This window comes from Streptomyces sp. PH10-H1 (assembly GCF_030063355.1).
In the GTDB taxonomy this organism is placed as follows: Bacteria; Actinomycetota; Actinomycetes; order Streptomycetales; family Streptomycetaceae; genus Actinacidiphila.
The window spans coordinates 13,980-35,847 of the sequence record NZ_JASISZ010000020.1; the positions used below are offsets into that span (position 1 = coordinate 13,980).

Sequence of the window (21,868 nt, forward strand, 5' to 3'; positions counted from 1 at the left end):
TCTGTTCACCACGCCAGGCTCCCTGCGGGTAGGACCGCGATTCGAGGTGGTCCTTGTGCCCGACCACCACGCGCGCCAAGCCATCAACCTGCTCCGCGACCACGCTCTCGATCCGGTGGGGGGCGTCTTCAGCGTGGAGGACCGGTGGGGGTTCTTCGTCCCCAGCCGGTCCCAGGAACCTCCCTGGCCGGCTGCCACCACCTACTTGACCGAAGGCTCCTTCGTGACCGTCCCGCCCGCGCACTGGCAGTACACCGACGACCCGAACCGCCCCGGCTGGGTACGCCAACGCCCCGACGGCGGCCTGCTCACCGCGCCCCTGCTACTGCACCCCATCGTGGCCGCCATCAGCGACGAACGCCTGCAACCCTCCGCGTGAAAAGACGGCCACCCGCATCGGGTGGCCCCACAACCATCAGGACAACCATGGGCAACAACCAAAACCCGATGTCACCGGCCCCCGTCGATGCTGTGGTCGGAGCCTTCCGCAAGCTCCTGCGTGACTGCGGCCTCAGCGACAGAGTGATGCCCCCGTACAGCAGCCACATGGAAGCACTGCAGACGGCGAAGACCGCCCGGAAGCAACCAGCACATAACCTGGACGGTGAGGTGTGACGCCACTCGGCCTCCAATCCGTCGCGCCAGCAATCGCAGATCAACCAGCCGCCAGCCCTCCACACGCCCGCGCACGGATGCGCGGGCCGTGGGGTGTCACCGATCTGGACGCGGCAACCGACGCCGCGGCCCAGTCCGCCCGCCGCCTGAGTGCGCTCCTAGCTCCCGCGATTCCATACCGGATGTCTTGGGAGCGCTATGACGACGCACTGGACCTGCTGGCCGCCGCCATCGCCGGGCGAGGCCCGGTCGCGTGTGTCGTCGCCGTGCCCGGCGCCAGCGACGCCGCCCAGGCGCTCGCCGCTCGCCTGACAGTTCCTTCCCACCCGTGGGCGGCCGGCGACGAGCTGCGTGACAAGCAGGACCAACCGCCCCTCGCGCTAACGGGCCGAGTGTTGCTGTTCGCATCCATCATCCGCGCTCACGTCCTCGAAACCGCAGCCGCCGATCTGAGAGCCGCGCTCGGCCCCAGGTCCCGCGTCGAGACGGCCACCTTGGTTTTGCGCAGCCGGCTCGGACCAGCGCCGAATTGGTGGGCATGGACGATTACCGGGTCTCCCGTCTACTTCCCGGCGCACCCAATTCCCCCAGGCATGGAGATCCGCAACTTCCCTTACCTCCCGGGAGTCCACGCATCAAGTACCTTCGCAGGCGCATTCGCCAGCACCGGATGCGTACTCGAGGCGGCCCCGCCAGCCGTGTTCCATGAGGCCGCCGATGCAACGTCGCCTACATGAGGAGCCCCGGAAGCGGCCGCCCACGGACCCGCTACGCAGCACGCTCCGCGACGTTCTGGGCTGCCTTGGTGTTATCGCGGTGGCTGTCCTGGTCTCGCTCCTCATCGTCTACTTGGCGGGCGCTCCTTCGCGCGCCACATCGGGGTGACGGTCGGGTGCCATCTCCCCACCAAGGGGTATGTGCTGTGACGGCTCGTGATGCCACCCCGGCCGCCTCCCAGAGCCTCCAGAGATCGTCGCGGTGCGAGACCGGCACCAACTGCTGCCTTTGTAGCGCTCCCTGGGGCCGGCTCGAAGCGCGCATCGTTCCGGCAGGCAGCTCGACGCGCCCCCTACTGTGGCCGTTGCCTTCAGGTTCTGCTGAACGGCTACGCAGCAGTTCCGTCCGGGTGGATCGGGGCCGGCAGGGTACGCAAGCGCTCGGTGAGTTCGGCGGCCCGGCTCGTAGAACTGTCGAGCAGGCGTCCGAGCCGGGCCAGGCGATGCCGCGAGGTGGCTCGCAGCCGCGGTGGTGGGATGAGGTCGAGGACGCTGAGCGCGCGGTCGGCCGCCTGCTCGGGGGTGTCTCGGGCTTCGGCGAGAGCGAGTACCAAGGTGGCGGCCACCCATCCTGGGGTCTCGGCTGGTGCGCAGGCGATGGACTGGCGGGCGACGTCGGCGGCGAGGTCCCAGCGCTCGAGCGTCAGGTACGCCTCGGCCACGTGGAGGCGGTGCTCGGCGCGGTCGTATCCGAAGCGACCGGGCAGTTCCATGCCGGATGCCATGATTGCGTCGCTCTCCGCGATGACGTCGTCGGCCTCCGCTGCCTGGTGAAGGGCGGCGAGAGTGGGGAGCAGCGCCCAGCCCAGAAGTTGGGCGCGGCGCAGACCGGCGGGCGCGTGCTGCAATCCGTAGTCCGCGTGTTCGCGTGCGTGCTCCCAGTCCTGCCGGGCTGCGGCGACCATGGAGAGCGCTCCGCTCGCCCAGGCGGTCAGCGCCGACTCACCGGTGGATTCGCCGAACGTGCAGGCGAGGGTGAGGTGCGCACGGGCACCCGTGCGGTCGTCCAGGTGGTGGCACAGGTTCCCGAGGAGGGCGGAGAGCCAACCGACTTGGCGGCGGAGGCTCCGAGAGATGGCAGGTTCAGCGGCTGCGATGGCGTTGGACAGCAGGTTTCGGGTTGCCCGGACCTCGGCGAAAAGGACGGCCGGGGGGTGTTTGCTGTAGTTGAGGGCGTAGTGCTCCACCGCCGCCTCGGCCAGGGCGACGAGGGCAGGGGAGCCGCCAGGCGTGTCCTGGACGGCCCATTGGACGGATTCGCGGATGGCGGGCAGCCCGCTGGCGGTCGTCATGGTTCCCTTTCGGCCGGTGAACGTCTCCTCGCGCTGTTGACCGTAGTGGAGGGAGGGCGGGGACGCGCAGGTGTGGCACCACAGGCAGCGTGTCTCCAGGCCGAGCTGATCGGGGCGGGCCCCATACGCTCGGGAGATCATCAGCCGGTACTCGTCACCGGGCTCTTCCCGCCCGTGCTCGTAGCGGCAAAGCATGGCCGGCGTCAGGCCCGGCGGCCGGAGTCCGTCCGCCCGGTAGGCGGCGGCTACCTCGCGAATCGCCTGGGGCCGCGACCAACCCAACGCGAGACGCCACGCTTCCAGAGCCGTGAGCTCGCAGAGCGCCATTCGCAGGGTGGAAACGATCCGCTCTTGAGGGTGCCCCTCGCGCTGGCACTGTGCACGGATCCGGGAAGCCTCGCGCTGGATCGCCGCGCGACGGCTACGGGTAACGACGTCCACTGCCAACCTCCCGCCGCTCAGCCGGGTCCCTGGGACACACCGTTCCACGGCAGCGGCAGGACGGGCATTGCGCGGCCCAGTCAATGTTCCTACAGAAGCGCGGCAATGACGCCGAGTCGGCCGCGCAGGCATGGTGAGAGACAGCGCCTGCCGGCCCAGAACTTCCAGAAGGTTCGTCGGGCCGCGCGCGTCGTGGACCGCGCGGGATCAGCCATCTACCGCTCCCTACGTGTCTCTCTCCAGTGGGTGAAGCGGCCCCGTCCTCAACATTCCTAGGGAGAACGATCAAATGACCAAGGCAGCTTCGAATCACGCGATGATCGTCGCCTCCGGGGGCATGGACAGCACAGTGACCGCGTATGAACTGCGCGCCAGGGGAAGCGAGGTCTCCCTGCTTTCGTTCGACTACGGTCAGCGTCATCGCGTGGAGCTGCAGCACGTGGCAAAGATCGCGGAGTTGCTCAGCGTTCAGCACGAGACCGTCGACCTATCGGGCTTCGGCCGCCTCCTCACGGGATCCGCCCTAACCGACCCGTCCATCGACGTGCCCGACGGCCACTACAGCGACCGGAGCATGCGCAGTACCGTCGTGCCGAATCGCAACATGATCATGTTGGCGATCGCCGCCGGAGTTGCGGTCGCGCGCGGCGCCAGCATCGTTGCCTTCGGCGCGCACGCAGGGGATCACCCCATTTACCCGGACTGCCGGCCAGCGTTCTTCGAACAGCTCGGCAAGGCCATCCACGTCGCCAATGAGGGCTTCCTCACTCCCGGGTTCCGGCTCGAAGCCCCATTCCTGCACCTGACGAAGACCGACATCGCACGCCGCGGATACGAGCTGAGCGTCCCCTTCGAGCTGACCTGGTCCTGCTACAAGGGCGGAAATGTGCACTGCGGTGCCTGCGGCACGTGCGTCGAGCGCAAGGAAGCTTTCACGCTCGCCGGCATCGCCGACCCGACTGAGTACGCGGACCGCGCGGAGCCGGAGGCCTCCCGGTGAGCGGGCTGTGGCGAATCGGCAAGCTCTTCCGCTTCGAGGCGACCCGTGAGCTGGACGGCCAGGACGACGGGCACTCCTTCACCGTCGAAGCGGTGCTCTCCACGGATGCGCTGGACGACGTGGGCTTCGTGGTGGACTTCGGCCGCCTGGCGCCGCTGAAGGAACACATCGGCGCCGCCCTTGACCATCAGTTCCTCAACAACCGTGTCCCCGATGCCAGCGATGCCGGTCTGGCCGCCTACCTGGCCGAATGGGCGCGCGCGAACCTCGCGGCTGACATCGGGGCCGCTCTGACAGAGGTGCGCACACGCACCGGCCGGCCTGCGGTGCCGACCGACGGGTTCGCCGTCAGGTTCGAGGCCACCCACCAGCTCGACGGGCTGCCCGCCGGGCATCAGTGCGGGCGGCGACACGGCCACTCCTACCTCGTGACGGCGTCCGGCGCTGACGGCGGGCCCGCCGTGGTCCCGAAGGAACTGCGTCGGTACATCGAGGACTTCCTGGACGGCACGGTCCTCAACAAGACGGTGCCGTTCAACCCGACCTCCGAGCTCCTGTCGGCGTACCTCCTGGAGCAGTACGCGGATGGGCCGGCCGCGATCCGGGTCTCGGAGACGGAGACCAGCTGGGCGGAGTACACGAGGTGGGCGGCGTGACCAGTCTTCAGATCGCCGGCACTGTTCCGAAGGACCGGCTCCCGGTACAGGAGATCTTCGGGCCCGTCCCCCAGGGCGAGGGGCCGTACACGGGCAGATTCGCGTGCTTCATCCGCCTTGGCCAGTGCAACCTGCACTGTCCGCCCTGTGACTCGAAGCGGACGTGGGACACCAGCCGGTACGACCTGGCGCAGACGTGCCCGCCGCGCTCCGCCGAGGACGTCGTCGAGACCGCCGGTGAGCGCGGAGCCGGATCGGGGCTGACGGTGGTCTCCGGCGGTGAGCCGCTGCTGTGGCAGCGCACCGCGGCGTGGCACCAGATGCTCACGGCGCTGCCCGGGGACGTGCACATCGAGACCAACGGCACGATCTCCCCGAACGACTTCACCGCCGGTCGTGTCACCCACTTCAGCGTGTCCCCGAAGATCGGCCGCATGGGTGCGGCTGATCCCGCCAAGCGACGTATCCACCCCGCCGTCCTGGCCGACTTCGCCGATCTGGCGCGGCAGGGGAAGGCGGCTTTCAAGTTCGTGGCCGCCGACGACGGCGAGGTCGAGGAGGCAGCTCAGCTCGTCCGGGAGAGCCAGATCCCCCACGGCCGTGTGTGGATCATGCCGCTGGGCGATGACGACGCCGCCTGGACCGCTGCCGGCCGGAGCATCGTCGAGCGGGTCATGGACCACGGCTTCAACTTCTCCGGCCGTCTGCACCTGACCTTGGGGGTCCGATGACCGCGCCCACGGATAGCCGCCCCACCACCGGGAGGGCCACTGCGTCGCCGTGCGGTCTCGTAGTGGTCGGCTGCTCCCGGCGGAAACTCCCCGGCACGGAGCGAGTGCCTGCCCTCGAGCTCTACCAGGGCTGGTGCTTCCCTCAGCTGCGCGAGCGCGTCGCCGACCGCCCTGAATGCCGGGCCAGGACCCTGGTCTTGTCGGCCCGCCACGGCCTGCTCGGCTCTGACGATTCGATCGCGCCGTACTACCAAGTGCTCACGCCTGAGAGGGCCTTGAGCCAGCGCGATCTCGTGAGCGCCGCGCTGGCCGAGCACCTGGAGCGGCACCCCGCCCGGGAGGCTCTGTTGCTCCTGGAGCCGCTGTACTTCCAGATGCTCGGGCTGCCGCCGCTGCCGGTCGTGCACGTGGTGAGCGATCCGATGGCGCACTGGCCGCAAGTCGAGCGCGTTCTGGACGGGTGGGGGTGGGCGGCGTGACGCCCGCACACGGCGCCCGTGTTTTCGAGGGCGAGCGGATCTGGGCCATGAGCCAGGATGCCTTCCTCGCCGCAGCAGCGCTCATCGCGGCGCACGAGGCGAGCTTCGTTCCCGAACTCGTCGTCGGCCTCGCCCGCGGCGGGGTTCCCCTTGCCCAGGAGATCGGCCGCATCCTCGGCATCCCCGCCGTCGAGATCCGGGCCCGGCACAACGTCTCCGACCTGGTCGGCATTCAGGCAACCGGCGAGGTCGAGGTGGACGAGGCGACTTTGCTGACCGCCGTCGCCGGGGCCGGGCGCGTTCTGGTCATTGACGACATCTGCGGCTCTGGCGCCACCCTGCAGACCGTCGCCGCACTGCTGACCGGCGCCGGTGTCGCGGCGCGCACCGCCGTGCTGTGCCGCAATGACGGTGCCGACTTCCCCCTGGACATCTGGGTGTGGTCGGTCGCCGACTGGGTCGCCTTCCCCTGGGAGGACCCGCCCCCGCCCGACAGCACCCCTCTGCCCCACCCCCAAAAGGTCCAGACCGCCCAGGAGACCCGGTGACCAGCACCAGCATGCCCCGTACGATCGCCTTCGTCCTGTTCTCGTACGCGCCCGGCGAGCCGGCCGGGTACGAACGCGCCGTCGGCGCGCTCGCCGAGGGATGCCGCCAGCTCGGCATCATCCCGCTGGTCATCACCTCCGGACCGTCCCAGCCCGGGGATGCCGACCACCCGGACATGGTCCGCCTGTCCTCCCTGACCCTGCCCCGCCCGATCCTCAAACCCGACATCCTCGCCGCGCTCAAGAACCCCGAGCCGGTGCGCGCCGAGCTCCGGCAACTGCTCGCTGATCACCGGGCCGACGTCGTCGTCTGGGTGGACGCCCTGTACGGGCTGGGCTACCTCAACGCGGCACCCAACGGCGTGCCGACGATCTTGCAGGTCCACAAGGTCCGCGGCGACGACTACTTCGACCAGGCGATCGCCGCGGCCACGACCGTGTGCCCGATCAGCCCGTTCATGGAGAGCGAGGCCCGTGAGCAGGGCTACGACACTTCCGTCTGGACGATAGTGCCCAACGCCCTGTTCGCGCCTGCCGTGCCCGCCGAGCGGGAGGAGCGCGAGCGGTTCCGCACCGAAGGCCCTGTGCGGATCGTCTCCCGGGCCGAGCCGTACAAGGGGCTCGCCGAACTGCTGGAGGCGCTGCCGGCTGACTGGACCCGCAAGGTCGAACTCGTCCTGGCAGCAGCCGGGTTCGAGTACTGGCCGGGGATGCAGGACGAGGTCTTCGCCGCAGTCCACGCCGCCGCGGCCAAACGCCCCGACGTCGTCACCGTCCGCCAGGCACTGCCGTGGCAGGACGTCCAGCCGTTCTTCGCCCGCGCGGCGGCCACGATCATCGCCTCCTACGAGCCGGAGACGTTCTGCAACGCGGCAGCCGAGGCCATGTCCACCGGCGCCCCGGTCGTGGGCATCGGCATCGGCAACCTGCCCCACCTCGTCGGCCAGGGCGGAGTCATGGTGAGCGCCGAACAGGGCGCGAACGGGATCTGGCCGGCCCTGTCCGAACTGCTGGAAGACACCGACCGGTACCACGAAGCCTCCCGCAACGCCGTCCTGCGCACCGCCTTCCACGCCCCCTCCGAAGTCGTCCGGCAGTTGCTCGCCACCGTCAACGCCCGTCCCCACTGAACCCAAGCGTCACCCCGTGCAGCCGCCCCTACCGGGCGGCCCCGTTCCGCTCCCACGGCAAGAGGAGAACAGATGGTCCTCGGACTGCCCCCCGGCGACAGCGTGCTCGTCGTCTCCCCGCATCTCGACGACGACGCCCTCGGCGCCGGCGGCACAATCGCCCGGCTCACAGCCGACGGCATCGACGTCCACGTCCTCACCGTCGTCTGCCGCACCCACCCCGGCAGCGACCCCAAAATCCGCATGGCCGAGTTCGACGAGGCGTGCACCGTGCTCGGCGTCACCTCGCACCACACTGCCTGGGTCGACACCGGCGGCGCCACCAACCCCGGCGCTCGCATGGCAGAGTTGGTCCACCTCATCGAGGCCGGCCCCCGACTCAGCCTGCGCCAGCTGCGCCCGACCGGCCTGCTCATCCCGGCCGCCGGCTCCTTCCACCAGGATCACCAGGCCGTCCACACCGCCGCGATCGCCGCAGCCCGCCCCTCCGCGTACGCTCCCCGGATCGTGCTGGGCTACGTCGGCCCCGAGGACACCGCCTGGGCGCAGCACGGGTCACCCGCCCGGCGGCCAGTCGCCGTGGACATCTCCGGCGTATGGGAGACGAAGGCCAAAGCACTCACCTGCTACAGCAGCCAGCTGCGCGAGGCGCCGCACCCCCGCTCACTGGCCACCATCCGGGCGATGGACACCGCGGCCGGCTCCTCCGTCGGAACCGCGATGGCCGAACTCCTCACCGTCTACCGGTTGGTGGCGTGATGGGCCGTGTCCTGGTCGCCCACCAGCCCGCCTACTGGCCGTGGTGCGGATACTTCTCCCGTCTCCTGGACGTCGAGGAGCTCGTCCTGCTCGATCACGTTCAGTTCGCGGAGCGCGGCTGGCAGCACCGCAACTCCGTCGCCGGCCGGGACGGACGTCCGGTACGACTGATCGTCCCGGTGCGCCGCGCCTTCGGCCAGCGCCTGGTGGACGTGGAGATCGCGGAGCCGGACTTCGCCCGCCGCCACTGGCGCACCCTGAGCGACTCCTACCGGCGCGCCCCGCACTTCGCGCGCTACGCCGACCAGTTGGAGGAACTGTACGTCCGCCGCTGGACGCGCCTGGTCGACTTGAACGAGGCCGTCACCCGCGTGATCCTGGCCACTCTCGGCCTCGACGTGACCGTCACGCGCACGAGCATCACGCCGCCAGCCGGCACGAAGACCGGCGCGCTGGTGGATCTGTGCCGCCGGCACGGCGCCGACGTGCTGCGGGTCGGTACCGGAGCAACCGTCTACCTCGACGCGGATCTGCTGAGCGAGGCTGGCATCCGGGTCGAGGTCGCGACCTACGCCCACGCCCCCTACGGGTGCGCCCGGAACCGGCCCGCCAGGCTGTCCGTGCTGGACCTGCTGATGTACGAGGGCCCCCGCGCCCGCGCGGTCCTGACGGCCGGCGCCCGTACCTCCTCCTTCGTCTTCCATCCCGAGCGGCACGAGGTGAACGCATGACGATCGAGCTGACCTCCGGGCCGACGGCCGTACCTGTCCCCTCGGGGCGCATCGACCAGAGGCGGGTGGCGGACCTGTACCGACAGTTGCTGACGGAACTGGGCGAGGACCCCGACCGCAACGGGTTGAAGGACACCCCGCAACGGGTGGCCCGCTGGTGGGCAGAGTTCCTCGAGCACGACCCAGGCCGCACGGACACGACCTTCGAGCACGACGCGATCCGCGCCGACGGCGACGAGCTCGTCATCGTGTCCGGCATCGTCGTGCACTCGTTGTGCGAACACCACCTCCAGGGCATGGAGCTCACCGTCACCGCGGGATACCGCCCGCACGGGCGGGTCCTGGGCCTGTCCAAGATCGCCCGTATCGCCCAGTCGCACGGTCACCGGCTGCAACTGCAGGAACGCATCATGAACGGCATCGCCGAGGACCTGATGAAGACCAGCGGCTCCCCGGACGTCGCGGTGGCCGCCACCGGCACCCACTCGTGCATGAGCGCCCGCGGCGTCCGCGCGACCGGCGCGGCGACGACCACGACCAGTACCCACGGCGCCTTCGCCCCCGGAGGCACACTCGGGAGCCTGTTCCTGGACCTCGCGGTGAAGGGAGCCGCCCGATGACCGCGCCGCGCCCGGCACCGCTGTGGGTGACGCTTGAAGGCGCCAACGGAGTCGGCAAGACCCGCCTCGCCGCGCGGCTGCGCGAGCAGGTCGACGGAGCAGTGGTGCTCGACGAGCTGCCCGACGCGGCGCCGGAACGGCTTCCTGGAAAGGTGATCGCAGCGCTCGCCGAGGGAGGCGACCCCTTCCTGCGCACGGGGCACCCGCTGACCGAGACGCTCGCGCTGCTCGGCCTCGCCGTGCGCCGCCGTGAGGAAGCGCCCGCAGCGGCAGTGGTCATCGAGGACCGCGGGTGCGACAGCGTCGCCGTCTACCAGTCCCTCACCCTTGCCGAGCGCGACGGCAGCGACCCCTACCCCATCGCTCGTCGCCTGCTCGCCATGGCCGACCGCTGGCGCCCGCGCAGCGACCTCACCGTGCTCCTCACGAATGACGAGACCACCCGCCGAGCCCAGTGGGCCGCACGGCTTGGCCGGCCCCTGACCCGCGACGAACACCACCGCGCGGTCGCGGTCGCCCAGTTGCACGCACGCATCGCCGGTGAGGAACCGGACCGTTACCTGGTCCTCGACATCGCCGAACTGACCACCGCACAGGCCCTATCCGTCCTGACGGGCGCCGTCGCGGCGCTCACATCCCCGGCAGGAGCCTCCACATGAACCCTGACCGACCGATCACCCTGCTGTGGTCGCTGCGCAGCCTGTGCGATCTGGCCTGCCCGAGCTGCTACTTCGGCGACCCGCTGATCCACCAGATCAAGCCTCCGACGAAGGTCGGGCAGCTGTCTCACATCTCCCCCAACGACCTCAAGCGCCGCGAGGTCCTCGCCTTCGTCCGCACGCTCAAGGACTCCGCGGTCGGCAGGATCTTCGTCGCCGGCGGCGAGCCGCTGAACTGGCCCGGCATCCTTGAAACCCTCAAGATCATCAGAGAGGCCGGGATCGAGGTCATCGTCTGCACCAACGGCATCCCCCTGACCCGCCCGGTCATGCTCCAGTCACTGCTCGAGGTCGGCATCGACTCCGCATCGGTCTCCCTGGACTCCACCGACCCGGCGTTCAACGACTGGATGCGACCGGACCCGAAGGGCGAGCACGGCTGGCAGGACGTCGTGGACGGCATCCGTGCCCTCCTCGCCGCCCGCGCCGTCGATGGGCCCCGGGTCGGCATCTACACGGTGATCACCCGCCTCAATATCGACCAGGTCCCCGCGATGGGCCGGTTCGCCGCCGAACTCGGCGTCGACTACTACGTCCCGCAACCCATCGCCCTGGAAGACGACCACATCCACCACGAGCAACTGTCGCTGCGCCCCGAGGACACCGGCGCCCTCCGTGATGCCTTCGCCGAGCTGTACGCGGCGAACCTTCCCCTGACGCTCCCGGTCGGCACCTACCCCGGCCAGGTCACCGCCGGGGTCCCTCGGACGACCTCCACGGTGAAGGGCTGCTTCGGTGGGCGCACGCTCCACTTCGTCCAGCCCGACGGCACGATCTGGGACTGCGTCTCCTCCCTGCGGATCAACGCCACCCCCGCCTCGGCCCACCGCACCATCCGCGGACAGAGCGCCGCGAAACTGTTCCCCGCCCCGACCGGCTGCGCGAGCGATTGCCCGCTGGCCTCCTACGAGTGCGTCAACATGTGGCCGCTCATGGACTTTGACCGCATCCTCACCCCGGCCTCCAGGAGCGCCGCATGACCCTCATCCCCGCCGCCCCGTCCGCGGCCACCACGCGTACCACCGCGCTGGGCCGCATGGCCGAGATGCTGGACCGCGGCCCCGATCCCGCAGGCGACGAGCACGCCCGCGCGCTCGAGGCCGAACTCGCCGAGCGCTTCGGCACGGCCCACGCCGTCGCCGTCGCCAGCGGCACCGCAGCACTGCACACCTCCCTCGCCGCATACGGCATCGGTCAGGGGGACGAGGTCCTGGTGCCGGGCGCGAGCGTGGTGATGACCATCGTCGCGATCCGGCTCACCGGCGCCGTGCCGGTCCTGGTGGACTCCGTGGGAGGCGACCTGGACTTCGACGACCTCATCGCCAAGACGACTCCACGGACCAAGGCGGTCCTGCCCGTGCACCTGGCCGGCCGGTGTGCCGACCTGGCTCGCTTGACCGCGTACTGCGCCGACCGCGATCTGCGGCTGATCGAGGACGCCTGCCAGGCCCAGGGCACCCGCTACGACGGCAGGTGGGTGGGCACCTTCGGGAACGCGGGCTGCTTCTCCGGGAAGGACGGCAAGCTGCTGTGGTGCAAGGAGGGCGGCTACATCCTCACCGACGATGAGGCGTTCGCCGCCCGGGCCCGGAGCTTTGTCACCCACGGGTTCCTGCCCGCCCCCGGCCAGCCGGCCGGTAGCCGCACGGGCCACAACTACCGGCTGCCCGAGCCGTGCGCCATCATCGCCCGCGGCAACCTCGCACGGTTCGACGAACTCCTCGCGCTGCGCCGGCGGCAGACCCGGCAGCTGGTCGACGACGGCGCTCACGCTCCCGGCCTCACCCCGATCGAACCGGACGGGCGCCACGAGTGGAACGGCTACGCCCCGCTGTTCCACGTGGCGTTGGAACGGCCCCGCGACTTCTGCGTCCGCCTGACCGAGCGGGGCGTGCCCAACTCGGTGGGCACCTACGGCCTGACGACCGCCGACCGGCTGCCCTCCCTCAAGGACCTGGCCCTGTCCGAGTGCCCCTCTGCCCGGACCGACCTCGACACCACCCTGGCGGTCGTTGTCCACGAAGGAGACAGCGACACGCGCCTCGCCGAGATGGCGCACATCATCACCGAGGAGGCACGCCAGTGGCGTTGACCGACCCTGCACTGCTCGCGACGACGTTCGTAGGCGTCGACTTCGAGACGCTCAACCCGGCCGGCCGCCGGCCGGAGCCGATCGAGGTCGCCGCCATCGCCGGGAAGCTGACCGCCGACGGCACCTGGCAGGAGGACGGCCGGTTCGAACGGCTCATCCGCCCCCCGGACGGTGTGCCCTTCACCTCCTTCGACACCGGACAGACCGGCATCACCGCCGCGATGATCCAACAGGCCGGCAGCGCCGACGCGACTCTCGCAGCGCTGGAGGAATTGCTCGCACACCCCCCGTACGTCCTGGTCGCGCACAACGCCCCCTACGAGGCCGGGCTCATCCACGACCGCGAGCCGTCCTGCCCGCGTCTGGCGCGCCTGCCGCTGCTCGACACGGTGCGCCTGGCCCGGACCGCCTACCCCGACCTTCCCCGCCACCGCCTCGACGACGTGCTGCGCCACCTGGACGTGCCACCCCCAGCCGGCCGGCACCGCGCCATGCCCGACGTAGCCGCCACGTGCCAAACCTTCGCGCGGATCGTGACCGACGGGGCACGGGCCGGCCGCTGGTCGACCCTCGCCGACCTGCACCGCGTGGCCGGCATCCAGCCGAAGGCCGTGCAGGATGACGCCGCGGCCGCCGCCCCCCAGCAGGACTCCCTGTTCTGACCGGAAAGGAGACACCCAGCGTGTACCCCCAACAGACGGGCGGCGAGGACAGCGGCCGCGGTGTGCTGGTGTCGTTCGAGGGCATCAGCGGCACTGGCAAGAGCTATCTCGCCCGCATGGCCGCCCAGCGCCTTGACGCGCCGCTGCTGGTCGAGGAGTTCTCCCGCCGCCGTCAGCGCGGCGACCTCGGCAGCCGGATCGTCGCCGCGCTCGCGGAGGCAGCCGGCGCGGACCGGTTCCTGCGCGGCGGCTTCCCGGCCAGCGAGACGCTGCTCCTCCTCGCCGTCCAGATGCACACCTGGGAGACCGTCCGCGCCCCATTACACGACGGCCGGACCGTGCTCGAAGGGCGCAGTCTGCACTCCGTCGCCGTCTACCAGGCAGCCGCTCTCCACCCCGGCGACGACGCAGCGGCGCTCAAGAGGGCCCGCGCTCTCATGCGGGAAGCCACAGGCTGGAGGCCAGCGCCCGACATCACCGTCCTGCTCACCGATGACCTCACCACCGCACTCGACCGCGCCGAACAACGCGACGGCCGCCCCATCAGCCCCGCCGAGCGCGCCGTGCACGAGCGCTGCGCCCGCCTCTTCCAGGAGCTGGCCCAGGACGACCCCCGCGTACGGGTCGTCGACCGCGTCGCACTGCCTGACCCGGAGGCGGTCGCCGAGCGCATCGCCGACTGGATCACCGCGGCCCTCCCGCTGCCCTGGCCCACCCCTGTTCTCGAAGGAGTTTCGGCATGACCCGCCGCCCGATCCGCTTCGCCCTCGGCTACGACGACGTCCTCCTGGTCCCGCAGCGCACCGCGGTGACCAGCCGCAAGCACACCGACGTGTCCACCATTTTGGGACCCGGCCTTGAGCTGGCCATCCCGGTGCTTTCCGCGAACACCCCGTGGTGCACCGAGAGTTCCATGGCCGCGGCGATGGCTTTGGCGGGTGGCCTGGGCGTCCTACACCGCGCCTGCACACCTGCCCAGCAGGTCGCGCAGCTCGATGCCGTGAAGAACAGCGTCGTCCCAAACGCGGCGCCCAAGGCCAGCATTGACCGCGAAGGCCGGCTGCGTGCGGCGGCCGCTGTGGGAGTCACCGGTGACTGGCGGGAGCGGGCTGCGATGCTCGTCGATCACGGGGTTGACGCGCTCGTTGTGGATGTCGCGCACGGGCATGCGGACTACGTCCTCGACGTGGTGTCTGCGCTGAAGAAGCGGTACCCGAGCGTGGTGGTCATCGGCGGAAACGTCGCCACTGCAGCTGGAACTCGGGACCTGATCGATGCGGGAGCCGACACCGTCAAGGTAGGCATCGGACCGGGCGGTATCTGCACCACCCGGCTGGTAGCTGGCGCCGGTGTGCCTCAGCTGACAGCCGTCATGGACTGCGTGGAGGTTGCTGAGAACGCTCGTGTGAGCGTCATCGCCGATGGCGGAATCAAGAACTCCGGCGATCTTGTCAAGGCACTCGCGGCCGGTGCCGACGCCGGAATGCTCGGCAGCGCCCTGGCTGGTGCGGACGAGAGCCCCGCCCGTCTGGTCGAGGCCGATGGGCAGCGCTACAAGGTCTCCACCGGGTTCGTGACCTACGGGATGCAGCTGAGCTTGAAGAAGGCCCGGGGCGAGCAGGTCACCCAGGCCGAGCTCGACGAGTACCTGCCCGAGGGTGTCGAGGGCACGCACACGGCCACCGGCACCCTGGAGCGCACCCTGCACCCGTTCCTGGCCGGGCTGCGCTCGGGCATGTCGTACTCAGGCGCCTCCACCCTCGAACAGCTGCGGCAGCGGGCCGAGTTCGTGCAGATCAGCCCGGCGGGCGTCGCCGAGAGCCGTCCGCACGCGCTGGGCCGCAGCCAGCAGCTCCCGCTCGACTACCGCGCCAAGGCCGCACGGTGAACCGTGCAGTACAGCCTGCGCGCTTGCGGGCCGTCGGTCAGCGCGCCGCGGCTTCGGCGATCCGTCCGAACAGGTCCTTGGCCTGGATCCGCAGGTCCTCAGCAATGTCGCCCTGCTCGGCGACGTCGGCGGCGGTGAACCAGCGGACCTCGTGGGCCGGCTCCCCGACCGGGGCATCGCCCTCGGCGACGGCGAGGAAGAGGTGGTCGGTGTGGACGTGCGGCTGCCGGGTGTGGTTGTCCGGGTGCACGTCCAGCTCCTGGACCCACCACGGGGCGGGCACCAGGGGGTGCGGCGCCCCGGCGGGCAGCCGGCTGGACGGGCCCGTCACCAGCCGCGCCTGCCAGCCGGTCTCCTCGACGATCTCCCGCACCGCCGCCTCGGCCGCGTTCTCGAAGTTCTCGACGTGGCCGCCGGGCAGCATCCAGCACTCCAGCCGCGGGTGCCAGATCAGCCCGAGCCGCCAGCCGTCCTCCATCAGGCGAAAGACGAACGAGCTGGCCGTGGACTCCTTGATCTTCGTGTCGCTCATGTGCGGGGGCAATCCCATCGCTCGATCCCGTACGGCCACGCCGGCAGCCGTTCATCCGGCCGCCGAGCCTCCCACATCCGCCCCCGGACCAAGACGCATTCACGCCACATTCCCCCGCACGCGCCGACGGCACGGACGCGGCACGACACACGGAGGCATCTGACGATGGACACCGCATGGAGGGACCGCGTGGTCCAGGACTACGAGATCTCCCGTCCGGCAAGCACCCGCCTCGAGTTCGGCCTCTACACCACCTCGCTGATCGCCTGGCCCGCCGTCTGGATGGACGACCCCACGCCCTACGGGGTACTGCGGCGTCCCGGCATCGTCGACATCGACCAGGCCGTCCACGAGGAACTGATGCAGCGACTGGCCGCTCACCTCTCCGACCCCGCCCGGGCGCAGGCGGTCGTGACGCGAGCGGTCGGCCATCGCGAACGCGCGGCCGCCACGCTCGCCCGCGCCGAACGCGCCCTCACCAATGCCCCCACGGCGAAGGCCGGCACCGCGCTGGCTGAGGCAACGGCGGCGTTCTTACCGGTCATGTCGACGCACATCGTGAACTGGCTCCTACCCGAAGCGCAGTGGATGTCCTTCCTCGCCCGGCTGTTCGACGACAAGGACCGGGCGCGGGCGTGCATGCTCGCCCTGTCCACGCCCGCTCAGACCGGGCATCTCCTGGCCGCGCACCAAGATGTCGTTGAGGCCGCTCTGGCCGTGCAGGGCGGAGCGGAATTGGCGAGCACCTCCAGTGGCCTCGCGGCCCGGATCGGCACGCTCTACGGCGCGGGCACACCGGCCGCCCGCGCCATGCCCTACGAAGACCCCGCCCAGATCGCCGCCCTCGTGCTCGCGCTGGCCGACAGTCCCGACCCCGAGGCCGAGTTCCGGCAGATTGCCCTCGCCCGCGAGCGGACCGCCAAGCTGCGGGAGGCGTGGGAAACGGCTGCGCTGCTGGCCGCCGCCGGTGATCCTGGCGCCGTCGCCTGCGTGCGATCCATCGTGACGATCCTGTCCTGGGCCTGCGACAGCGAGGAGCGTCGCAAGGTCCTGCGCCACTCCTACCTCTCGGTGGTCCGTCGCTGGTGTCTGGACGCGGACCGCGACCCGGCCGCGGTGACACTTCCCGACCTTCTGACTGCCGGAGCGGCCTCGTGACCATACTGACCGGCCTCACGGCCTGTGCTCCGTCCCATGCCGGCGCCAAGGCGGCCGTCCTCGGCCGCCTTCAGAGCTCTGGACTGCCGGTGCCGGACAGCGTCGTCATCCCCGTGGGCGTCGCGGACCGCGATCTGCCCGGCGCCGCGGGGCAGGTACTGGCCTGGGCCCAGCACCGCGCCCCGTACGGAGTGATCGCCCGCTCTTCCGCGCCCGGCGAGGACGGCGTCACCTCCTCCTTCGCCGGCCTGTACGACTCGGTGGTCGCCCCCTCCACCGCGGGACAGGTCCTGGCGGCGCTGCGGCAGGTCCGCGCCTCCGCGCGCGCCCCGGGCGTCGCCGAGTTCGCCGCCGCGCGCGGCCTGCGCCCGGACGACGAGCTCGCCGTGCTCGTGCAGCCCGTTCTGCGGCCCGCCGCCGCCGGTGTCCTGGCCGCCCAAGTGGCCGACGGACGCTGTGCGCGCTGGCGGATCGAGGCGGTACGCGGACTGGCCGAGCAGCTGGTCAGCGGCGTACTGACCGGGGAGACCCACTGCGGCCGCGGACCGGTCACCGAATCCGTTGCCCGCTCCGGGCAGCCGTTCATCCATCTGCCCGGCACCTCGCAGGAGCTCGACCTGCCGCCCGGCGAGTGGATCACCGTGCCGGCCGCCGGCACCGCTGCGGCCCGCGCGAAGGTCGCCGGCTCGGCCTCCGGGGTGGTGCACCTGCGCACGCCCGCCGAGTGGGCGGACACACCGGTCCTCGCCGAGCAGCAGCGCGAGGAGCTACTGGACCTCGCCGCCCGCGCGGCCCAGGCCCTCGGCCTGGAACAGATCGACATGGAATGGGCCGTGACCGACGAGGGGCCGGTCGTTGTGCAGGCCCGGCCGCTGACCCAGCCGATCCGTGATGCTGCTCCTCCCGAGCCGCCGGCGGGCGGCTGGGCGGGCCTGGCCGGCGTCGCCGGCATCGCGACCGGCCCAGCCGCCCGCCTCGGGCCCGATCCTGCGCCGGACGGCGCTGTACTGCTGTGCGGCGCCCTCGGCCCCGAAGCTGCGGCCGCTCTCCTACGTGGTCCTGCCGCCGTGGTGTCGAGTACCGGCGGACCGCTGTCGCACACCGCGATCATCGCGCGTGAGCTCGGCATCCCGTGTGTCACCAACGTGCCCGAAGCCGTAACCCGGATCCCGGCAGGCATGGTCATCGAGGTGGACGGAACGGCCGGCACCGTCCGCCCCGCCCCCACGGTCCCATCCCCGCGCTGGGAGAGCGGGCCGGAGTCCTACAGCGACGCCGCCGTCCTGACCAACCGCATTCCCGATACCCGGCCCGTCGACGGGCGGGCCGCCACGCTCGTCCTCCACGACCCGCACTCCGCGGACCTAGGCGTCCTGGTCCGCGCGGTGACCACCGCGTCCCTCTCCGCCGCTCCCCTGGGCATCCTGCTGCCCGACGGCGTGCCGCCCTGCCCGGTGCTGATCACCCGGTATCCCGGCTTCGTGCTCCGCACCGTCCACGGTCTCGCCCTGCTGTGGCCGCAGCCGACCGGAGCCCTGCCCCGCCGTGTAGTGACCCTCGACAGCGACAACAACGTGATCTTCGAACGACCCCTCAACAGGAGCGCCTCGTGACCCGACCCCCCGCCACCGACCCGCAAGCGCCTACCCAGGCCGGCGACCGCTACGCCGCTGTGATCTTCGACTTCGGCGGTGTGCTGACCAAACCGATGGACGACACCGCGCGCTGCTTCGCACGCGAGGTCGGCCTGCCGGACGACGCCTACCGTCAAGCCGTCGCCGTCCATCCCACCGGCCGTCAGCTCTACGCGCAGCTGGAACGCGGCCAGATCTCCCAGGAGGAGTGGAACACCGGCATCGCCGCGCTGCTCGGCATCGACGGCACCAACCTCATGGGCCGGGCTCTGGCGACCCTGCGCCCGGAGGAGAGCGTGGTCGCCGCGGCGGCAGCCATCCGGGCGACAGGTCTGCGTACGGCCATCCTGTCCAACTCCATGGGCCTGGCCCCGCATAACCCGTACACGCCCTGGGCTCTGGAAACCTGTCATGACGTCGTCGTCCTCTCCGAGCAACACCGCCTACGCAAGCCGGAACGGGAGATCTACGAACTGACCCTGGACCTGCTCGGCCTTCCGGGATCGGCGTGCATCTTCGTCGACGACAACTCGGTCAACCTCGTGCCGGCCCGAGAACTCGGAATGACCACCATCCACGCGATCGATCCAGCCAGCACCGTCTCCCAGCTCCGCGAGCTCATCCCCTGCCAGCGGGTGTCGGGCCCCTGATGGTGGACCTCGAGTTCTGCGAGGTGTACGGGGCCGACGTCACGGCCTGGGCCGGATACCCACTCCTCGCCGGCCGCCGACGGCGTTTCGGCCAACACCGGTTCATGCGGGACTGCTTACGGGACAAGGGCCCGTGTTGTGACCGAGGATCGTAGTTGGCGGATCATGCCCGCTTCGATGCAGGTCACGGGCTTGCAGAGGAAGCCAGTTGGCGGATCTTGAGGGTGATAGTTGGCGGATCATGCCACCGCCATCTCCGAGCACGAGGGCATCGCCGCAGGTGAGCGCGTTGGATGTCGATCGCGCATCAAGGTCCGCCATCTACTTTGCTCGTCCGCCATCTATGAATCTCGGTCGCACGTGTATCGCGCACCTTTCAACAACCGCATGGATCCGAGACTTCATCCTCGGCCGAAAGACACGTGTTCGAAATCTCGGCTAGGTCGTTGAACCCGACGATGCCGCCACGACCGCTAGGAAGGAGCGCCGTTGACACGCACCGGACTCCGTCGCGATGTCCCGCACAAGGAGATTCTCGTGTCCCGATCGTCATCGACCGCATCTCTATCTCTGTCGAATGGGAAGGGTCTCGCGGTCCCGGGCGACGGGAGACCGCGACTCGCTGGTTCTCGTACTGGGAGTGGGCGACGCGTCAACTCCTGCTACGTAGCGTCGGACCGTGGGGGGCGCTCATGAGGTGGCCGCGCACCAGTAGGCACTCGGGTCAGCCCTCATCGCCGCCAGAGCAGCTGCTGTTCGGCGGTCGCCTGAAATGGGCGTCGGGGTGGACGAAGCACGAGGGCGCCCGGCTCGATGCCACGTTCTGGAGCATCCTGCGTCAGATCCCACACCTGGTCGCCTATACCATCGCCCTGGCCTGGCGTGCTGACCGAGGCGCCCTCATCACCGTAGCCATCGCCCAAATCGGCCAAGCAGCGGCCGCCACGTTCGGGTTGCTAGCCACCAACCGCGTCCTGATCAGCCTGTTCGCCGCCGGACCCACCGCCGACCGAATCAGCTCCGCCCTGCCCTCCCTACTGTGGGTGGGCGGAGCCAGCGCCGTGGCCGCGACCCTGCGCGCCATCTCCGCCGGGGCCGCCGGCCAGCTCGAGCCCAAAGTCGAGCGAATCGCCGTCCTGACCATGCTGACCCCCGTCATCAGGGTCGAAATGGAGCATCTCGAGCTCGCGGACTTCCACAAGGTCCTGGAATCCGGGCAGCACGGGCAGCTCGCAGCCCGCCGGCTCATCCAGCACAGCCTCGGAATCGCCGAGGCCCTCATGGCGCTGATCGCCGCCAGCGGAGTCCTGCTCATCCTCCATCCCATCCTGCTTCCACTGCTGGTCGCGGTAGTGATCCCGAAGGCATGGGGATCCATCCGCGCCGCCCGCCGCTCCTACGAATCAGTACAGGTGTGGCTCGACCATTTCCGCCAACAGGCCGAACTGCGCAGCCTGCTGATCTCCCAGAGCGCCGGGCCTGAACTCAAAGTCCATGGCGCCGGCCCCTTCCTGCTGGAGAACTTCGACCGCATGGGCGTGGAAGCCTCCACCGAGCAATCCCAGCTCGCCCGCCAGGAGGCCCGAACCGAGCTCCTCACCTCCGCCCTATCCGGTTTTACCTCAGCACTCACCTATGCCGTGCTGGCCTGGCTGCTCACCCACGGACACATGCCGCTTGCCTCCGGTGCCACCGCGGCGCTCGCGCTGACCAGCGGCACCGCGGGGCTGCGACGCCTTGTCACCAGCATCAACCAGCTTTACGAGCAATCGCTGTTCATGACGGACCTGATCAAAGCCGGTGACGAGGCCAGGCGATGGGCCATCCCCTCCGGAGGCATCCCGGTACCCCAACCGCCGCACGAGATCAAGTTCGACAACGTGTCCTTCACGTACTCGGGCCGCGACACCGCGGCGTTGAAATCCGTGTCCCTGACCATTCGACGAGGGCAGATCATTGCCCTCGTCGGACCGAACGGAAGCGGGAAAACCACCCTGAGCAAGCTCCTGGCGGGCCTGTACCTGCCGTCAGAGGGGCAGGTGTCCTGGGACGGTACCGACCTGCGTGAGCTGGACCGCGATGATGTCTTCGACCAGGTCGCGCTCGTCCTGCAGGACTACGAAAGGTGGCCTTTCACCGCCCTCGCTAATGTAGCCATCAGCCGGCCGTCGCACATTCACGACCGCGACCGTCTCGACCAGGCGGCAGACCTCGCCAAGGCGGGGCCCGTCATCAACGAGCTGCCCCGCGGCTGGGGCACGCTCTGCAGCAAGAACTACGAGAACGGGGTAGCCCTGTCCGGCGGACAGTGGCAGCGCATCGCTCTGGCCCGCGCCTACTACCGGCAGGCCGCCATCCTCATCTGCGACGAACCCACATCGAGCATGGACCCGGCGGCGGAGATCGCCGCGTTCCAGCAGATCCGAGACCTCGCACGCGCAGGCCAGACGGTCATCCTGGTCACCCACCGGCTCCACAGCGTCAAGGACGCCGACACCATCTACGTCATGGAAGATGGCCGAATCGTCGAGGCCGGTGACTTCAACTCGCTGATGTCACCCAACCCGGATCAGCCAGGCCACTTCCGGACGTCCTTCATGCTCCAGTCCGAGCAGTACCACCTGGGTGAGCTCGCCATCCCCACCCAGGGCAATCACGGCCTGGCACTGGACGACGCCAAAGAAGTCACGTAGCCGAGAGCTCGGCTCTGCCTGTTTCACCCACCTGTGCCACCCGGAAAGGACGGCCCCCTTCT

24 protein-coding genes are annotated in these 21,868 nt (G+C 70.2%); 22 read left to right on the forward strand and 2 right to left on the reverse strand.

Annotation, left to right across the window (positions count from 1 at the left end):
- Positions 1-55: 55 nt before the first annotated feature.
- From QMK24_RS14815 to QMK24_RS14825, 3 genes are all read left to right on the forward strand, one after another.
- Complete coding sequence (locus QMK24_RS14815; RefSeq protein WP_283466308.1) at positions 56-379, forward strand: hypothetical protein; 324 nt, start codon at positions 56-58, stop codon at positions 377-379.
- 47 nt (positions 380-426) lie between these two features.
- Complete coding sequence (locus tag QMK24_RS14820) at positions 427-615, forward strand: hypothetical protein (protein ID WP_283466310.1); 189 nt, start codon at positions 427-429, stop codon at positions 613-615.
- A gap of 182 nt (positions 616-797) precedes the next feature.
- Positions 798-1,352: a hypothetical protein gene (locus tag QMK24_RS14825; protein WP_283466311.1), complete on the forward strand. Its 555-nt coding sequence runs from the start codon at positions 798-800 to the stop codon at positions 1,350-1,352.
- Positions 1,353-1,720: 368 nt separating this feature from the next.
- Here QMK24_RS14825 and QMK24_RS14830 read toward each other — a convergent pair whose 3' ends face one another.
- Positions 1,721-3,010 (reverse strand): Twin-arginine translocation pathway signal, encoded by a 1,290-nt coding sequence (locus QMK24_RS14830; RefSeq protein ID WP_283466312.1) that lies wholly within the window; start codon positions 3,008-3,010, stop codon positions 1,721-1,723.
- 430 nt (positions 3,011-3,440) lie between these two features.
- Here QMK24_RS14830 and queC point away from each other — a divergent pair, with 430 nt between their 5' ends.
- The 15 genes from queC (at position 3,441) to guaB (ending at position 15,139) form a co-directional block, all read left to right on the forward strand.
- Positions 3,441-4,124 carry a 7-cyano-7-deazaguanine synthase QueC gene (queC, locus tag QMK24_RS14835; RefSeq protein WP_283466314.1) on the forward strand — a complete coding sequence of 228 codons (684 nt, stop codon included), beginning with the start codon at positions 3,441-3,443 and terminating at the stop codon, positions 4,122-4,124.
- Positions 4,121-4,780: a 6-pyruvoyl trahydropterin synthase family protein gene (locus tag QMK24_RS14840; RefSeq protein WP_283466315.1), complete on the forward strand. Its 660-nt coding sequence runs from the start codon at positions 4,121-4,123 to the stop codon at positions 4,778-4,780. Before queC ends, QMK24_RS14840 begins: the two co-directional genes overlap by 4 nt.
- Positions 4,777-5,511, forward strand: coding sequence for a 7-carboxy-7-deazaguanine synthase QueE (locus QMK24_RS14845; RefSeq protein ID WP_283466316.1), 735 nt, complete (start codon positions 4,777-4,779; stop codon positions 5,509-5,511). Before QMK24_RS14840 ends, QMK24_RS14845 begins: the two co-directional genes overlap by 4 nt.
- Positions 5,508-5,990, forward strand: coding sequence for a DUF6884 domain-containing protein (locus QMK24_RS14850; RefSeq protein WP_349307888.1), 483 nt, complete (start codon positions 5,508-5,510; stop codon positions 5,988-5,990). Before QMK24_RS14845 ends, QMK24_RS14850 begins: the two co-directional genes overlap by 4 nt.
- The gene (locus QMK24_RS14855) at positions 5,987-6,538 is read left to right on the forward strand and encodes a phosphoribosyltransferase (RefSeq protein WP_283466320.1); all 552 of its coding nucleotides are present in this window, start codon (positions 5,987-5,989) and stop codon (positions 6,536-6,538) included. Before QMK24_RS14850 ends, QMK24_RS14855 begins: the two co-directional genes overlap by 4 nt.
- Positions 6,535-7,668: a glycosyltransferase gene (locus tag QMK24_RS14860; protein ID WP_283466322.1), complete on the forward strand. Its 1,134-nt coding sequence runs from the start codon at positions 6,535-6,537 to the stop codon at positions 7,666-7,668. Before QMK24_RS14855 ends, QMK24_RS14860 begins: the two co-directional genes overlap by 4 nt.
- Positions 7,669-7,740: 72 nt before the next feature.
- Positions 7,741-8,427 carry a PIG-L deacetylase family protein gene (locus QMK24_RS14865; protein ID WP_283466323.1) on the forward strand — a complete coding sequence of 229 codons (687 nt, stop codon included), beginning with the start codon at positions 7,741-7,743 and terminating at the stop codon, positions 8,425-8,427.
- Positions 8,427-9,158, forward strand: a complete 732-nt coding sequence (locus QMK24_RS14870; protein ID WP_283466325.1) for a WbqC family protein — start codon at positions 8,427-8,429, stop codon at positions 9,156-9,158. Before QMK24_RS14865 ends, QMK24_RS14870 begins: the two co-directional genes overlap by 1 nt.
- On the forward strand, positions 9,155-9,778 hold the full coding sequence (gene folE / locus QMK24_RS14875; RefSeq protein WP_283466326.1) for a GTP cyclohydrolase I: 624 nt from the start codon (positions 9,155-9,157) through the stop codon (positions 9,776-9,778). The genes QMK24_RS14870 and folE overlap by 4 nt, the downstream gene beginning before the upstream one ends.
- A complete protein-coding gene (locus QMK24_RS14880) occupies positions 9,775-10,437 on the forward strand; it encodes a nucleoside/nucleotide kinase family protein (RefSeq protein ID WP_283466327.1) in 663 nt (220 codons plus the stop codon). Before folE ends, QMK24_RS14880 begins: the two co-directional genes overlap by 4 nt.
- The gene (locus QMK24_RS14885) at positions 10,434-11,477 is read left to right on the forward strand and encodes a radical SAM protein (protein ID WP_283466328.1); all 1,044 of its coding nucleotides are present in this window, start codon (positions 10,434-10,436) and stop codon (positions 11,475-11,477) included. The genes QMK24_RS14880 and QMK24_RS14885 overlap by 4 nt, the downstream gene beginning before the upstream one ends.
- Positions 11,474-12,589: a DegT/DnrJ/EryC1/StrS family aminotransferase gene (locus tag QMK24_RS14890; RefSeq protein WP_283466330.1), complete on the forward strand. Its 1,116-nt coding sequence runs from the start codon at positions 11,474-11,476 to the stop codon at positions 12,587-12,589. Before QMK24_RS14885 ends, QMK24_RS14890 begins: the two co-directional genes overlap by 4 nt.
- Complete coding sequence (locus QMK24_RS14895; RefSeq protein WP_283466331.1) at positions 12,580-13,251, forward strand: 3'-5' exonuclease; 672 nt, start codon at positions 12,580-12,582, stop codon at positions 13,249-13,251. The genes QMK24_RS14890 and QMK24_RS14895 overlap by 10 nt, the downstream gene beginning before the upstream one ends.
- Before the next feature lie 20 nt (positions 13,252-13,271).
- A complete protein-coding gene (locus tag QMK24_RS14900; protein WP_283466332.1) occupies positions 13,272-13,994 on the forward strand; it encodes a dTMP kinase in 723 nt (240 codons plus the stop codon).
- Positions 13,991-15,139, forward strand: a complete 1,149-nt coding sequence (gene guaB, locus QMK24_RS14905) for an IMP dehydrogenase (RefSeq protein ID WP_283466334.1) — start codon at positions 13,991-13,993, stop codon at positions 15,137-15,139. Before QMK24_RS14900 ends, guaB begins: the two co-directional genes overlap by 4 nt.
- Before the next feature lie 37 nt (positions 15,140-15,176).
- On the opposite strand, the gene QMK24_RS14910 is transcribed toward guaB, so the two are convergent.
- On the reverse strand, positions 15,177-15,671 hold the full coding sequence (locus QMK24_RS14910; protein ID WP_283466336.1) for an NUDIX hydrolase: 495 nt from the start codon (positions 15,669-15,671) through the stop codon (positions 15,177-15,179).
- Positions 15,672-15,836: 165 nt separating this feature from the next.
- Between QMK24_RS14910 and QMK24_RS14915 the strand changes: the two genes are divergently transcribed.
- The 4 genes from QMK24_RS14915 to QMK24_RS14930 all read left to right on the forward strand — a co-directional run bounded on the left by QMK24_RS14915 (position 15,837) and on the right by QMK24_RS14930 (position 21,806).
- Positions 15,837-16,829: a hypothetical protein gene (locus tag QMK24_RS14915; protein ID WP_283466337.1), complete on the forward strand. Its 993-nt coding sequence runs from the start codon at positions 15,837-15,839 to the stop codon at positions 16,827-16,829.
- Positions 16,826-18,442, forward strand: coding sequence for a PEP/pyruvate-binding domain-containing protein (locus QMK24_RS14920; RefSeq protein ID WP_283466339.1), 1,617 nt, complete (start codon positions 16,826-16,828; stop codon positions 18,440-18,442). The genes QMK24_RS14915 and QMK24_RS14920 overlap by 4 nt, the downstream gene beginning before the upstream one ends.
- Entirely contained in the window at positions 18,439-19,113 is a 675-nt protein-coding gene (locus QMK24_RS14925) for an HAD family hydrolase (RefSeq protein ID WP_283466340.1), read from the forward strand. Before QMK24_RS14920 ends, QMK24_RS14925 begins: the two co-directional genes overlap by 4 nt.
- A gap of 692 nt (positions 19,114-19,805) precedes the next feature.
- Positions 19,806-21,806: an ABC transporter ATP-binding protein gene (locus QMK24_RS14930; RefSeq protein WP_283466341.1), complete on the forward strand. Its 2,001-nt coding sequence runs from the start codon at positions 19,806-19,808 to the stop codon at positions 21,804-21,806.
- Positions 21,807-21,868 lie beyond the last annotated feature (62 nt).

Coding starts and splice junctions, on each gene's coding strand:
- QMK24_RS14820 (WP_283466310.1), top strand. CDS start 427: ATGGGCAACAACCAAAACCCGATGTCACCGGCCCCCGTCGATGCTGTG.
- QMK24_RS14825 (WP_283466311.1), top strand. CDS start 798: ATGTCTTGGGAGCGCTATGACGACGCACTGGACCTGCTGGCCGCCGCC.
- QMK24_RS14830 (WP_283466312.1), bottom strand. CDS start 3,010: ATGGCGCTCTGCGAGCTCACGGCTCTGGAAGCGTGGCGTCTCGCGTTG.
- queC (WP_283466314.1), top strand. CDS start 3,441: ATGATCGTCGCCTCCGGGGGCATGGACAGCACAGTGACCGCGTATGAA.
- QMK24_RS14850 (WP_349307888.1), top strand. CDS start 5,508: ATGACCGCGCCCACGGATAGCCGCCCCACCACCGGGAGGGCCACTGCG.
- QMK24_RS14865 (WP_283466323.1), top strand. CDS start 7,741: ATGGTCCTCGGACTGCCCCCCGGCGACAGCGTGCTCGTCGTCTCCCCG.
- QMK24_RS14870 (WP_283466325.1), top strand. CDS start 8,427: ATGGGCCGTGTCCTGGTCGCCCACCAGCCCGCCTACTGGCCGTGGTGC.
- folE (WP_283466326.1), top strand. CDS start 9,155: ATGACGATCGAGCTGACCTCCGGGCCGACGGCCGTACCTGTCCCCTCG.
- QMK24_RS14880 (WP_283466327.1), top strand. CDS start 9,775: ATGACCGCGCCGCGCCCGGCACCGCTGTGGGTGACGCTTGAAGGCGCC.
- QMK24_RS14885 (WP_283466328.1), top strand. CDS start 10,434: ATGAACCCTGACCGACCGATCACCCTGCTGTGGTCGCTGCGCAGCCTG.
- QMK24_RS14890 (WP_283466330.1), top strand. CDS start 11,474: ATGACCCTCATCCCCGCCGCCCCGTCCGCGGCCACCACGCGTACCACC.
- guaB (WP_283466334.1), top strand. CDS start 13,991: ATGACCCGCCGCCCGATCCGCTTCGCCCTCGGCTACGACGACGTCCTC.
- QMK24_RS14910 (WP_283466336.1), bottom strand. CDS start 15,671: ATGAGCGACACGAAGATCAAGGAGTCCACGGCCAGCTCGTTCGTCTTT.
- QMK24_RS14915 (WP_283466337.1), top strand. CDS start 15,837: ATGGACACCGCATGGAGGGACCGCGTGGTCCAGGACTACGAGATCTCC.
- QMK24_RS14930 (WP_283466341.1), top strand. CDS start 19,806: ATGAGGTGGCCGCGCACCAGTAGGCACTCGGGTCAGCCCTCATCGCCG.